The 12,953-nt window shown below is 61.2% G+C and carries 10 protein-coding genes; 7 read left to right on the top strand and 3 right to left on the bottom strand.

Annotated features, from left to right (window positions below; genetic code table 11):
- Positions 1–44 precede the first annotated feature (44 nt).
- The 4 genes from denD to DFO46_RS22430 all read left to right on the top strand — a co-directional run bounded on the left by denD (position 45) and on the right by DFO46_RS22430 (position 4,499).
- Positions 45–1,028 carry a D-erythronate dehydrogenase gene (denD, locus tag DFO46_RS22445; protein WP_120279168.1) on the top strand — a complete coding sequence of 328 codons (984 nt, stop codon included), beginning with the start codon at positions 45–47 and terminating at the stop codon, positions 1,026–1,028.
- A complete protein-coding gene (locus tag DFO46_RS22440; protein ID WP_281039963.1) occupies positions 1,025–1,924 on the top strand; it encodes an NAD(P)-dependent oxidoreductase in 900 nt (299 codons plus the stop codon). The genes denD and DFO46_RS22440 overlap by 4 nt, the downstream gene beginning before the upstream one ends.
- Positions 1,921–3,705, top strand: coding sequence for an IlvD/Edd family dehydratase (locus tag DFO46_RS22435; RefSeq protein ID WP_120279167.1), 1,785 nt, complete (start codon positions 1,921–1,923; stop codon positions 3,703–3,705). The genes DFO46_RS22440 and DFO46_RS22435 overlap by 4 nt, the downstream gene beginning before the upstream one ends.
- Before the next feature lie 143 nt (positions 3,706–3,848).
- Positions 3,849–4,499 (top strand): BA14K family protein, encoded by a 651-nt coding sequence (locus tag DFO46_RS22430; protein ID WP_183042001.1) that lies wholly within the window; start codon positions 3,849–3,851, stop codon positions 4,497–4,499.
- A 6-nt stretch (positions 4,500–4,505) separates the two neighbouring features.
- On the opposite strand, the gene DFO46_RS22425 is transcribed toward DFO46_RS22430, so the two are convergent.
- Both DFO46_RS22425 and DFO46_RS22420 read right to left on the bottom strand, forming a co-directional pair.
- The gene (locus DFO46_RS22425) at positions 4,506–4,904 is read right to left on the bottom strand and encodes a response regulator (protein WP_110793642.1); all 399 of its coding nucleotides are present in this window, start codon (positions 4,902–4,904) and stop codon (positions 4,506–4,508) included.
- Positions 4,901–6,028 (bottom strand): PAS domain-containing protein, encoded by a 1,128-nt coding sequence (locus DFO46_RS22420; protein WP_110793707.1) that lies wholly within the window; start codon positions 6,026–6,028, stop codon positions 4,901–4,903. The genes DFO46_RS22425 and DFO46_RS22420 overlap by 4 nt, the downstream gene beginning before the upstream one ends.
- 203 nt (positions 6,029–6,231) lie before the next feature.
- Between DFO46_RS22420 and DFO46_RS22415 the strand changes: the two genes are divergently transcribed.
- From DFO46_RS22415 to DFO46_RS22405, 3 genes are all read left to right on the top strand, one after another.
- The gene (locus tag DFO46_RS22415; RefSeq protein ID WP_245408999.1) at positions 6,232–8,106 is read left to right on the top strand and encodes a PAS domain-containing protein; all 1,875 of its coding nucleotides are present in this window, start codon (positions 6,232–6,234) and stop codon (positions 8,104–8,106) included.
- A 171-nt stretch (positions 8,107–8,277) separates the two neighbouring features.
- Complete coding sequence (locus tag DFO46_RS22410; protein ID WP_110793641.1) at positions 8,278–9,711, top strand: hypothetical protein; 1,434 nt, start codon at positions 8,278–8,280, stop codon at positions 9,709–9,711.
- Positions 9,711–11,189, top strand: coding sequence for an oligosaccharide flippase family protein (locus DFO46_RS22405; protein ID WP_120279166.1), 1,479 nt, complete (start codon positions 9,711–9,713; stop codon positions 11,187–11,189). Before DFO46_RS22410 ends, DFO46_RS22405 begins: the two co-directional genes overlap by 1 nt.
- A 49-nt stretch (positions 11,190–11,238) precedes the next feature.
- Here DFO46_RS22405 and DFO46_RS22400 read toward each other — a convergent pair whose 3' ends face one another.
- A complete protein-coding gene (locus DFO46_RS22400) occupies positions 11,239–12,939 on the bottom strand; it encodes an alpha/beta fold hydrolase (protein WP_281039967.1) in 1,701 nt (566 codons plus the stop codon).
- Positions 12,940–12,953 lie beyond the last annotated feature (14 nt).

The raw sequence follows: 12,953 nt of genomic DNA, 5'->3' as shown, positions 1-12,953 counted from the left end.
CCGCAGAACGCTCGGCGGATGAATGGAATCGGAGGAGAAGAACCATGCATGTTTTGATAATCGGTGCCGCAGGAATGGTTGGCCGGAAGTTGGCGCAGCGCCTGACCAAGGACGGCTCGCTTGATGGCAAACCTGTCGATGCCATGACGCTGGTCGATGTTGTTGCTCCCGACGCGCCTGTGGGCTTCACCGGCCGGGTCGCCCTGGAAACAGCCGACCTCTCGGCCCCCGGCGCTGCCGAAAAACTCGTTGCCCGCCGCCCCGACGTCATCTTCCATCTGGCCGCCATTGTCTCCGGTGAAGCCGAACTCGATTTCGAGAAAGGCTATCAGATCAACCTGGACGGCACGCGTTATCTGTTCGAAGCGATTCGCCATGCGCATCTTGAAGACGGCTATCGTCCGCGCGTTGTCTTCACCTCGTCCATCGCCGTCGTCGGCGCGCCACTGCCTTTCCCCATCCCGGACGAATTTCACACGACGCCGCTCACCAGCTACGGCACGCAGAAGGCGATCTGCGAACTGCTGCTTGCCGACTATTCCCGCAAGGGCTTTTTCGACGGCATCGGCATCCGCCTGCCGACGATCTGCATCCGTCCAGGCAAGCCGAACAAGGCTGCATCCGGTTTCTTCTCCAGCATTCTTCGCGAGCCACTGGTCGGCCAGGAAGCCGTGCTTCCTGTCACCGACGATGTTCGTCATTGGCATGCCTCCCCTCGCTCTGCCGTCGGCTTCCTTCTCCACGGCGCGACCATCGACGTGGAAAAGGTGGGCCCACGCCGCAACCTCTCCATGCCGGGCGTCAGCGCGACGGTCGGCGACCAGATCGAGGCGCTCCGCCGCATTGCAGGCGAAAAGGCCGTCAAGCTCATCCGCCGCGAGCCGGACGAGATGATCATGCGCATCTGCGCCGGCTGGGCTCCCGGCTTCGAGGCCAGGCGCGCACGTGAACTGGGCTTCGTCGCGGAAAACTCCTTCGACGACATCATCCGCATCCATATCGAGGACGAGCTGGGAGGCAGCCTTTGACAACGACGACCAAAACGCGCGTCGCCTTTCTCGGCACGGGCCTGATGGGCGCCCCGATGGCGCGCCGATTGCTTGGTGCAGGTTTTCCGGTGACCGCCTGGAACCGCGATATCAGCAAGGCTGAAGCACTGGTCGGCAGTGGCGCAACCTTGGCCCGCACCGCGGCCGAAGCGGTCAGCGATGCCGATGTCGTGATCACCATGCTTTCGGACGGCCAAGCCGTCGGCGACGTCCTCTTTTCTGCCGGCGTCGCTGACGCTCTCACGCCGGGCGCTGTCGTCGTCGACATGTCGTCGATCGCACCACCGATTGCCAAGGATCATTCAGCCAAGCTGAGCGATCGCGGCATCGCCCATGTCGATGCGCCCGTCTCAGGCGGCGTGGTCGGGGCGGAAGCCGGAACACTGGCCATCATGGCCGGCGGCGAAGCCTCAGTGATCTCGCATCTGACAGACGTGTTTGCCGCCCTCGGCCGCGTCACGCATGTCGGGCCGTCTGGCGCCGGTCAGATCTGCAAGCTGGCCAATCAGCAGATCGTGGCGATCACCATTGGCGCGATTGCCGAAGCCATGATGCTGGTTGAAGCCGGTGGCGCATCGCGGGAGAAGTTTCGCGAAGCCATCCGTGGCGGCTTCGCCGAGAGCCGCATCCTCGACCTGCATGGCGCCCGCATGGTCGAGCGCCGCTTTGAGCCGGGAGGCCCGTCGCGCCTGCAATTGAAGGATCTGAATGCAGTGGCTGCCATGGCCGCTGAATTTTCGCTCGATCTACCCCTGACCGCAGATATCCGTCGCGCCTTCGAGGCCTTTGTCGCAGACGGCAACGGAGATACCGATCATAGCGCACTGCTCCTGCATCTGGAGAAAATCAACCATCGGGAGGAGGATCGCAAATGAGCGGATCAGAACACCCCAAACGCCGCCTGCGCTCGCAGGACTGGTTCGACAACCCTGACCACCTCGACATGACCGCGCTTTATCTGGAGCGCTTCATGAACTACGGCACCACGCCGGAGGAACTCAGGTCGGGCAAACCGATCATCGGGATCGCCCAGTCGGGCAGCGACATCAATCCATGCAACCGCCACCATCTGGACCTTGCCAAGCGCGTGCGTGATGGCATTCGCGATGCTGGCGGCATCCCGATCGAATTTCCGTCGCACCCCTTGTTTGAAAACTGCAAACGCCCGACCGCAGCCCTCGACCGCAACCTCGCCTATCTCGGACTGGTTGAACTCCTCTACGGCTACCCCTTCGACGGCGTCGTGCTGACGACTGGCTGCGACAAGACCACGCCGTCGGCACTGATGGCGGCTTCGACGGTGGACATTCCGGCCATCGTACTTTCAGGCGGACCGATGCTGGACGGCTGGCATGATGGCGAACTGGTTGGCTCCGGCACCGTCATCTGGCGTTCGCGCCGCAAATACGCGGCCGGCGAAATCACCAAAGAAGAATTCCTCGAACGCGCACTCGATTCCGCCCCATCCGTCGGTCACTGCAACACGATGGGCACGGCCTCGACCATGAATGCCATGGCCGAGGCACTCGGCATGTCGCTCACCGGCTGCGCCGCAATCCCCGGTGCCTACCGCGAACGCGGCCAGATGGCCTATCGCACCGGTCGCCGGGCCGTCGAACTGGTGCTCCAGGACATCAAGCCGTCAGACATTCTTACACGCGAGGCGTTCCTCAATGCCATCCGCGTCAACTCCGCCATCGGCGGCTCCACCAATGCACAGCCACATCTGATGGCAATGGCCAAGCATGCAGGCGCCGAACTGCATCCGGAAGACTGGCAGGTCCACGGCTTTGACATCCCCCTCCTTGCCAATGTTCAGCCGGCCGGCGCCTATCTCGGCGAGCGCTTCCACCGTGCCGGCGGTGTGCCGGCCATCATGTGGGAACTGCTGCAGGCCGGAAAGCTGAACGGCAGCTGTCCGACCGTCACCGGCCTGAACATGGCGGAGAATCTGGCCGGCAAGGAAGCCATCGACCGCGAGGTGATCAAGCCTTACGGCGAACCGATGCGCGAGCGCGCCGGCTTCCTGGTTCTGAAAGGAAATCTCTTCGACTTCGCCATCATGAAGACAAGCGTCATTTCGGAGGGATTCCGACTGCGCTATCTCAATCAGCCGGGACGCGAAGGCATCTTCGAGGGCCGCGCCATCGTTTTCGACGGCTCGGAGGACTATCACAAGCGTATCAACGACCCGTCGCTCGCGATCGATGAAGACTGCATCCTGGTTATCAGGGGCGCGGGGCCTCTTGGCTGGCCAGGCTCTGCTGAAGTCGTCAACATGCAGCCGCCAGATCACCTGATCCAGCGCGGCATCCTGAGCCTGCCGACCATCGGCGATGGTCGCCAGTCCGGTACGGCCGACAGCCCGTCCATTCTCAATGCGTCGCCCGAAAGTGCGGCCGGCGGAGGACTGGCCTGGATCCGCAACGGGGACACGATCCGCATCGACCTCAACCAGGGTCGCTGCGACATGCTGGTCTCTGACGAGGAGATCGTGCGGCGCAAGGCGGAGGGCATTCCAGCCGTTCCTGCGGATGCCACGCCCTGGCAGATGCTCTATCGCCAAACCGTGACGCAACTCGCTGACGGCGCGACGATCAAGGGAGCGGAGGGCTTCCGCCAGATCTCCAAGAGGCCGCCCCGCCACAATCACTGAACGGGTCAACAGACAGCCACCAATTCAATTCGGTGGCTGTCATACCACACGGTAACCATTTCCAGCAGCCGGCCTGTTCCAGATGGAACCGACCGGGCGGCAAATCATTCTCCATCCACATAGTCGCATCGATGGAGACTTCAATGAAATCCGTAGCTTCGCTGCTCGCGGGTACCGCGCTTGCCGTGACCGTGATGCTGGGCGGTGTCGTGATGGCATCGGCACTACTCGTCCCTCAGGAGGAGGAACCGCACTTCACCGGTCTCGATGTGAAGGACCTCTGGACCCTCACACCGGTCAGGATCGATACGCAGGCTCAGACTTACGAGCGACTGCCGCCGCGCTATGGAAGCCAGGTCGTCATGGCGAGCGTGGAAGAGAAGCAGGAGGCTGATGTCCAGCTGACAGCGACCTCCGTCGCGGCGGACCTCGACATCATCAAGACGAGCGCTCTGGCGGACAGCGACGACATGAATCGACTGCCCGAGCAGCATGTCGATTGGTGCAAGGAGCGCTACAGATCCTATAGCGCGGATGACAACAGCTACATGTCATACGGTGGAGATATGCGCACCTGCATCTCGCCCCATTTGGAGGGCCCCACCACCGGTCAGCTTCAGGGTGAAAATGCAATCCTGGTTCAGGACGTAGCCGATGGCACGACTTCTGTGGCGATCAGCTCTGCCCATGCGCAGAATTGCCTGCAGCGCTATCGCTCTTATCTTGCGCAAGACAATTCCTACCAGCCCTATGGTGGCGGACCACGCAAGCAGTGTGAATTGCGCTCGTTTTGAGCGCACTCAGTCCGCCAGGATCAGACCGGGCGGTGGTGCCACGGGCTCCTGCCCTGAGATGCGTGCCGTCAGATAGGTAAGCGCGTTTTGCAAGCCGTTCATCGTATAGGGCTTCTCGATTGCGCCAATCGCGCCAACGAAGTCGTCAGGGATTCGCTTCACGTTGCCCGTGACGAAGACAAAGGGAATTCCCGTCACGGCCAGATGGCGTCCGATCTCGATCCCTGACGGTCCGTCACTTAAATGGACGTCCACGAAGGCGAATTGAGGTTCGGCCTGTTCGACTATGTCGAGCGCCGCAGTGCGCGATGCAGCCGTGCCGACCACCTCGTGGCCCGCAGCTTCCACTTCCAGTTCCAATTCGAGCGCGAGCAGCGCTTCGTCTTCGACGATCATAATTCTCAAGCGTCGACACCCTTCATATCTTCCACCAACATGGTCACCAGCACGTCGGTCCGGTGGCCTTCGACGCTTCGCTCGACATCGGCCCTGAGCTGCTTCGCGCAGGTTTCCAGCATCAGCCGTCCGAATGCCTCCTCGTCGGGATTGACGGGAACAGGATCGGTTGTGTCCGTAACCCGAATGACAAAATGCCCATTTGTCCGCTTCACCTGGAGATGAATCTCGCCACCCCCATCGCTCAAGCCTCTGCGAACGGCGTCGAGCACGAGTTCATTGACGATCAGCGCCAAAGGCGAGGCTTTGACGGACGGTACCAGCACCGGGGACAGGTCGGTCGTGACCCGGATATCGTCACGCTTCAGGGCACCAACCAGATCCTCGATCAGATCCTTGGCAAAGTCCGCCACATCGAAGCGACCAAGGTCGCTGTTTTTGAACAGCTTCCGCTGCACCGTGCTCAGCGCCTCGACGCGGTTGAGCACCGAAAACAATGTGCGCTTGACCACGTCGTTCTCGGACATGCGAGCCTGCAGTTTGACGATGGATGCAATGGTAAGAAGGTTGTTCTTAACCCGATGGTCGACCTCATGGACCAACATGGTCTTGGCGTTCAGTGCTTCGCTCAGATCCCGTGTCCGACGCGCCACTTCCTCCTCGGCCGACATGCGCGCCTGCGCGAGTTCGACTTCCTTGCTCTTGATATTGGTAAAGTCGAGCTGTGACGCAAAGAAGTAGATGACCTCGCCGCTGATATCGCGAACGGGGCTGACGAACAGCGCGTTCCAGAATGTCGTGCCATCCTTGCGGTAGTTGAGGATATCGAGCGCCACGTCACGTTCGGCGGCAACCGCATCACGCAGTCGCTGGACAGCAGCGCGATCAGTCTGCGGCCCCTGCAGCAAACGACAGTTGCGCCCAATCAGCTCGTCCATGCCGTAGCCAGTGAGCGTCTCGAAGGCTCTATTGCAGAAGATGATGGGATTGTCCTGCTGCCGCGGATCCGTGATCAACATCGGCATTCGCGTGGCCTTGAACGCGGCGGCGAAGGGATCCTCGGACGGATGCGACGCGAGAAGCCTGTCACCAGCGTCTTGAGCATCACGCTGAGGGGAATTGTCATCAGTCATATACATATCGTCCTGGGCCAGACTGCCCACACCAATGATCCGTTCATTGAAAAAGTTCCCTTCACTGACAGAAAAATCACAAAGATGACGACACGCTCCGATCTGCACCGGTCTGAATTTTAGACAAGCAACCACATGGACTTAGTGCGGCAATTGGCGTATTCCAAATCTCTTTGCGGGCGTTCGTATTTCGAGGTTGAGACTTGACATCCACGGCCGATGAGTTCGCCTCCTATCCCGCTTTCCTGAAACACGGCGGCCATATGGCCGAACTGATCCGTGACCGAGACTGGTCTGACGGATTGGGACCAATAGACAGCTGGCCGCCATCACTGAGGTCGGCTCTTTCGATCTGTCTGAGCTCGGCATTTCCCACGGCAATCTACTGGGGACCGGAACTGCGCCTGCTCTACAATGACAGCTGGGCGCCCATTCCTGGCGAACGACACCCTGCAGCCCTCGGCCAGCCTGCTCGCAAAGTGTGGGCGGACATCTGGGAGGTCGTCGGCCCACAATTCGAAGAGGTGCTGGCGACAGGCAAGGGCCTATCGACCTACGACCAGATGCTGCCGATGGTCCGCTCGGGCACGAAGACGGAGACCTATTGGAATTATAGTCTCACGGCCATTCGTGATGAAAACGGCGCCATCGTTGGCATCTTCAACCAGGGCAACGAAACGACGGCCGCAGTGCTTGCCCGCAGGCAGGCCCAGGAGGAAATTTCGCGGCTCGACCGCATGTTCGCCCAGGCTCCCGCCGCCATCGCCATCCTCGAAGGGCCCTCGCACGTCTTCAAGCTGGCGAACTCTGCCTATGAGACTCTCGTGCAGCGCGGAGATCTGGTCGGGAAGACCGTCGCAGACGCGCTGCCAGGCATTGAGCAGCAGGGCTTCACCGATCTCCTTGATACCGTGTACCGGACTGGCACGCCCCATGTCGGGCAAACCGTGCCCGTTCAGTTCGTCCGCCCGGACGGCAGCATCCAGGAATATCAGGTCGACTTCATTTTTCAGCCGTTCATCGATACGGAAGGCCATACGCTCGGCATCTTCGTTCAGGCGACCGACGTTTCCGAGGCTGCCAAGGCCATGGCCGCCTTGCGCGAAAGCGAGAAGCGCTTCGAAGCGATCGTCAATTCGATCGACCAGATGATCTGGTCGACGACGCCCGACGGGCATCACGACTACTTCAATCAACGCTGGTACGAGTACACGGGTCTGAGCGAGGGAGCGACAGATGGCATTGCCTGGGAAAATCCCTTCCACCCGGACGATCGAGCGGAAGCCTGGAAGATCTGGCAGCACAGCCTTGCCACCGGGCAACCCTATCATGTCGAATATCGGCTGCGGCATCACTCCGGCGCGTATCGCTGGGTAATCGGTCGAGCCCAATGCGTGCGGGATGACGACGGCAGGATCACGCGCTGGTATGGCACCTGCACCGATATCCATGATTTGAAGATTGCCGAGGAAGCGCGCCAGCTGCTGCTGCGGGAACTCAACCATCGGGTCAAGAACCTCTTTTCCATCACCTCAGGCATGATCAACATGACCGCGAGGACGGCCGCCACAGTGCCGGCGATGGTCGACACGCTTCAAGGCCGCCTGCGCGCCCTCTCCAAGGCCCACGAACTGGTCCAGCCCGCCATCGCTTCGGGGCCACAGGCACCCGAGACCGGCTCCCTCGGTACCTTGGTCGAGGATATCCTCAGCCCCCATGTCGAGGATCCTGCACGGGTCTCCTTGTCCGGCCCACTGGTAGAGATCGGGCTGAAGGCCTCGACAAGCCTTGCCTTGATACTCCACGAACTGGCCACCAATGCCGCCAAATACGGCGCCTTTGCCGATTCTGAAGGCAAACTCGACGTTCGATGGGACATCGTCGAAGGTGCCCTGGAGCTGCTGTGGAATGAAGCGCTCGTTGGACGACAGATCGCGGCTCCCCAAAGCCTCGGCTTTGGCAGCAAGCTCGCGCGGACAAGCGCCGCTCAGCAACTGGGCGGAGAGATCCATTTCGACTGGGCCGCCCATGGCCTGCGCATTGTCCTGCGCGTCCCCATCGATCGTCTTGAGCGCTAGGCGGTGGCTGCGGAGACAATCGATGCCGTTTCTTGCCGGCGAACCACGATGGCGAGCAATTTGACCGTCGGCTAAAAGTTTAAGCAAAGATTCACGGCACTGTGGTTTGGTCGAACCCTGGCGGCAGGTGCCGAGCGCTTCCGCCTGTGTCGGGCCAGCCGAGAAAGCGACATGGATTTCGTTTCCATCATACTGTTCTGGGTGCTGCTTCTGGCAGCAATACTGAGCCGTGGCCCCTTCATTTTCTATCTCCTCTTCGGTTCCATGGCCTTCGGGTCCTTTGCCGTCATTCCCCCGGAACTCACGCAGGGGCTGAGCTTCACCCCGCCGCCGATCATCGCGCTGGTGATCGTTTTCATGTATGGCGGCGGCACCAATGGTCTGGCGCGCATGCTCAGCATCGCCTTGCGCCCGTCGCAATGCCTGTTCCTGACACTGTTTTGGATCGTCGCGATTTGGACGACACTGTTCATGCCACGAATGTTCGCCGGCATGGTGACCATCATACCGATGCGCCTGGAGGAGGCGACGAACGGAGAGCCGCTCTACCCCACGCCGCAGAACATTTCCCAGATCATGTATCTGTCGATTTCAGTGTTGACCGTCTTTGCCTGTGCCCTGGCGTTTCGAGCCTCGGCGATCCGCCAACACGTTCTCGGCGCACTCTGCATCGGCGCCGTCATGGTGATCGTCACAGGGATGCTCGACCTCGCCGGTCTCGGCCCCTACCTCGACATGTTTCGGACAGCCACCTACGTCTATTTGACAGATGTCGAGATCGCCAACGTCAAGCGTGTGGTGGGCTTGATGCCGGAAGCATCGGCCTTCGGCTCGCTTGCGGTCGGCTTCCTGACGGCGATCTACTTCCTGCGCAGGGCCATTGCCCGCCCCTGGCTACGGCTCATCGGCGCCCCATGCCTGATCGTTTTACTGACCATCTTCGCCCTGCTCTCGACCTCGTCGACCGCCTATGGTGGACTGGCCGTTTTCGGTGCCGTCGCAGGGGCGGAATGGCTCTGGCGCTTGCTGACGGCGGCCAAAGGCAGCAGAGCACGCGAAGGACTGGTTCTGGAATTCTGGGCTCTCATACTCGCGGTGGGCGCAGTCTATCTCCTCGCGCTTTTCAACGCAGCCGTCTTCGATCCCTTCCTCGAACTGGTCAACACCATCGTTTTTCAGAAGGCCTCGTCCGATTCCTTCGAGGAACGCAGCATGTGGACCGTGGTGTCGCTGAAGGCGCTCTTCGACACATGGGGACTGGGCGTCGGCATGGGCGGCACGCGCGCATCGAACGGCCTTGTCGCCGTCTTCAGCAATACCGGACTGATCGGCGGGTTCCTCTATTACGGCTTCATGATCCAGACCTTCCTGCGTCGGGCAGCGCCCGGCGACGATGAAGGTGCCGTGATCCTGACCGCCGTACGGTTCTATATGCCGCCAGTCTTGATCATGGGCATTCTCGCCGGCACCTCGGCCGATTTCGGCATCATGAACGCCTGCATCTATGCCCTTGCGGCTGCGACCGCGATGACGGTGCCTGTGAAGTCAGGTGCGGCGACCAATCCCTCCCGCCGCCGGTCGGCCGGCACGCAAAGGCTGGTTTGATGACGGAACCGTCTGCCGCGCCGCTGACCGACAGGACGATCCATGCCGGGCTCTGGACCGTAGGCGCCCGGCTGGCCTCGCGCGTCATCGACTTCCTGACCTTGCTGGTTCTGGCGCGTTTCCTCGGGCCTGCCGACTTCGGCCTGGTCGCGACGGCCATGACGCTGATCTTCATCGTCGAAGCCGTGCTTGAACTGCCTTTGGCCTCCGCGCTTCTGCGCCTGCCAGAGATCACGGCCCGTGCTTACAGCACGGCATTTACGCTGGGTCTGCTGCGCGGCCTGCTGGTCGCGGGCCTGATGGCGGCGCTGGCATGGCCAATTGCGCGGATTTACGGCGACGAGCGACTTGTCTTGCTGGTCTGCACGCTGGCACTCGCCCCGGCCACGCGCGGCTTGATCAGCCCCCGGATGATCCTGTTCGAAAAGGCGATGGATTTTCGCCGCAGAGGCGTTTTGGAGCTGCTCGGCAAGACACTGGCGGCAACGGTCGCGATCAGCATTGCCGTCACCACGGGCAGCTATTGGGCCATCACGGCCGGGACGGTCATGACGCCGACTGTGATGATGCTCTGCTCTTACGTGATGGCACCGATGCGGCCGCGCCTGACATTGGCGGACTGGCCGCTCTTTGCCGATCTGGTTGGCTGGAACTTCATCTCCCAGACGATCAGCGCCATCAACTGGCAGATCGACCGTATTCTCCTTCCGCGCTTCATCGACGTCGCATCTTTCGGGCGCTTCGCCGCCGCCAACGATCTGTCCGCCTTACCCTACCAGGCTGTGGTTGCTCCGGCCTCAGGTCCGCTGATGGCAGCCTTCGCATCCGCGCGCGACAATGGACGCATCCGCGAAGCCTATCTCAGCAGCAGCGGCGGCCTGATCCTCATGCTGCTGCCGATCTTCGTCTTCATGGCGATGCTGTCCGGCCCCGTCATCCGTGTCCTTCTCGGACCGCAATGGGACGGCGCATCGCCGATCCTGGCGGGCCTGGCATTGGCCGGCCTGCTCGCAGTCCCGGCGATCCCCATGCCGCCATTGGTCATGGTTCTCGGCCACTCCCGCAGCCTGGCCACGCGTTCCCTGATGGAACTCATCGTTCGCGTGCCGCTGTCGCTCGTCGGCGTCACCTTCTTCGGCATTCCAGGAGCGATCATTGCACGCGCCGGCGGTTCGCTCGCGGTCAGCGTCTCCTCGATGGCACTGGTGAAATCTGCGGCCGGAATTGGAATCCTGGATCAGCTTCGCGTCGCCCAACGGCCGATCCTGTCGATCATTCCGAGCGTTCTGGTTCTGCTTGCATGCAAGCATTATCTTGATTTCGAACAGGACCTCTACGTCGCATTCTTTGCGTCCGGCATCCTGTTTTGCCTGACCTACGCCGTATCCGGTTATGCATTATGGGTGATTGCGAAGCGTCCTGGCGGCGTGGAGGCGAGCGCTTTCCGCATCCTGTCGAAGATCCTGCAGAGGCACTGAATTCGCACCGCCCGAGCGGCTCCATTCGGTCATTGGCTGCAACCTCCAATCAATTCGATGGAGAAAGCTTGCCTCTCAAGAACTGAGCGATGACGTTGGTCACATCCGAACGCACGGACACGGGGCTGAGATTGTGGTCCGCCCCTTCGATCACGTGAACTGCCACATTCGGATAGGCGGCGAGCTTTGCAAGATCCCGACCGGCCCATTCCTGCAGATCACGAAGTCCCGGATCCCCTTCGCTGTAAATCAGGGCAACCGGCACATGCCTCGCCGTCAGCGACTGCAACCGGGCCTGCACGATACGGCTGATGCGGGTGTGACGCGAGCGGTTGCCGAACAATGGGGCCAGCTTCTTTGCTGCGATCTCGACAAGTGTGCGCGAAAGCTTTCTCAACACCGTCGACACCTTGAGTTCGCCGTTGAGGATGCGCTTGAACTGGCGCGTGCTGCGCAGGTTCTGCCGATACGTATCGACCGGTTCGACCGGATCGCGGATAGCTTTGAGAATGTCCTCATCCGGTTCCCAATGCAGTTTGCGCACGTTGATCATCACGGAGGCCACGACCCGACGATCCGAAACCGCAGAAAGAAATGCCGGGTATCCTCCACTGCAACGGCCGAGGAGAACGACTTGTTCGATCCCGGCCTCGGCCTCCATCCAGTCGATCGCGCAGGCGACATCGTCATTCGCGCGCAGCGAATACATCACCGGTTGTTGCTGACCAGGCCAGAGCGGCGTTTCCCCAATGCCGGCCTGATCGATCCGCATTGATGAGAAACCTTGGCGGGCAAGATCGCGGGCAAGGTCGACCGAATGGCGCCCCCATCCGACGGAATGATCGGCCCCTGCATTGAGAATGAGAACCGCTGTCTTGGTCTTCGGGCCAGACGCCGGCCTGGTAAAAGCGCCGAAGAACATGTCGGAAGGCCCAAAGCGAAAGAAGCTTTCGGCATAGCCGTCACCGTCGAGGTGCGCCACTGCCTGCCCGACGGTGACGGAGGCCTGTCGGCCGGTCGTCGCAGGGAAGCGCTGCGCCACCCAGTTCGCGACCTTTTCAAGGGTCTCGGTCGGGATCGTGCCGAAGATCGGACTGGAGACGTAGTCGGCATGGTCGGCAAACACGGTGGTTTCAACCACGAGACCATTGGCAGAAAGTTCCTCCGACAACCGGGCATCAGCGGCATTGTCCGGGCGCGTTGCAAGCAGAACCCGCTGAACCACCGCCGGTAGACTTCCCAAGGGCTGCAACTGTCGGATCTCGTTCACCGTCGCGGCCGACAATACGAAACCGGCCGACATGAAGCCTCCGGGCGGACCATCCGTCGAACTGACCTTGAACTCGCCCTTGGTCATGGCCGTCCACGCAGCGATCTCACGCAAGTGTCCACGCCCCTGCGTGGCCGGCGCAAGGAGAACGAGCCCAGAGACAGGCCTTTGTTGTGCAAGATGAGCGGCCAATAACCCACCCAAGCCTTGTCCAACGACAATGACCCTTTGCGCCTGGCTGAGGCTACAAAGGTGATCACACGCCTTGCAGACCGCAGTCCGCCAAGAGTTCTCGTCCGAGATTTCGGCGCTGGCAAGGGTCGAATGACCGGTACCAGGGAGATCAAAGCGCAGGCAGGGATAGCCGAGTGCAGCGAACCGCTCCCCGAGCAGACGGTAGGTCATGCGCGAACACAACTCCTCAAACCCCCAGGGTGACAGGAGTAGAACAGCAGTGTCACCGTGAGCTGCGTGATACATGCCGGCCAGCCCGT

The sequence above is a fragment of the Rhizobium sp. AG855 genome (genome assembly GCF_003610655.1).
In the GTDB taxonomy this organism is placed as follows: Bacteria; Pseudomonadota; Alphaproteobacteria; order Rhizobiales; family Rhizobiaceae; genus Allorhizobium; species Allorhizobium wuzhouense.
The sequence above is the reverse complement of the archived record's forward strand: the minus strand, read 5'-3'. Positions and strand labels throughout refer to the sequence as shown.

Bases quoted from the DNA above. Each gene is read 5' to 3' on its own strand.
- DFO46_RS22435 (WP_120279167.1), top strand. From the start codon at position 1,921: ATGAGCGGATCAGAACACCCCAAACGCCGCCTGCGCTCGCAGGACTGG.
- DFO46_RS22410 (WP_110793641.1), top strand. From the start codon at position 8,278: ATGGATTTCGTTTCCATCATACTGTTCTGGGTGCTGCTTCTGGCAGCA.
- DFO46_RS22405 (WP_120279166.1), top strand. From the start codon at position 9,711: ATGACGGAACCGTCTGCCGCGCCGCTGACCGACAGGACGATCCATGCC.
- DFO46_RS22430 (WP_183042001.1), top strand. From the start codon at position 3,849: ATGAAATCCGTAGCTTCGCTGCTCGCGGGTACCGCGCTTGCCGTGACC.
- DFO46_RS22420 (WP_110793707.1), bottom strand. From the start codon at position 6,028: ATGACTGATGACAATTCCCCTCAGCGTGATGCTCAAGACGCTGGTGAC.
- DFO46_RS22400 (WP_281039967.1), bottom strand. From the start codon at position 12,939: ATGTATCACGCAGCTCACGGTGACACTGCTGTTCTACTCCTGTCACCC.
- denD (WP_120279168.1), top strand. From the start codon at position 45: ATGCATGTTTTGATAATCGGTGCCGCAGGAATGGTTGGCCGGAAGTTG.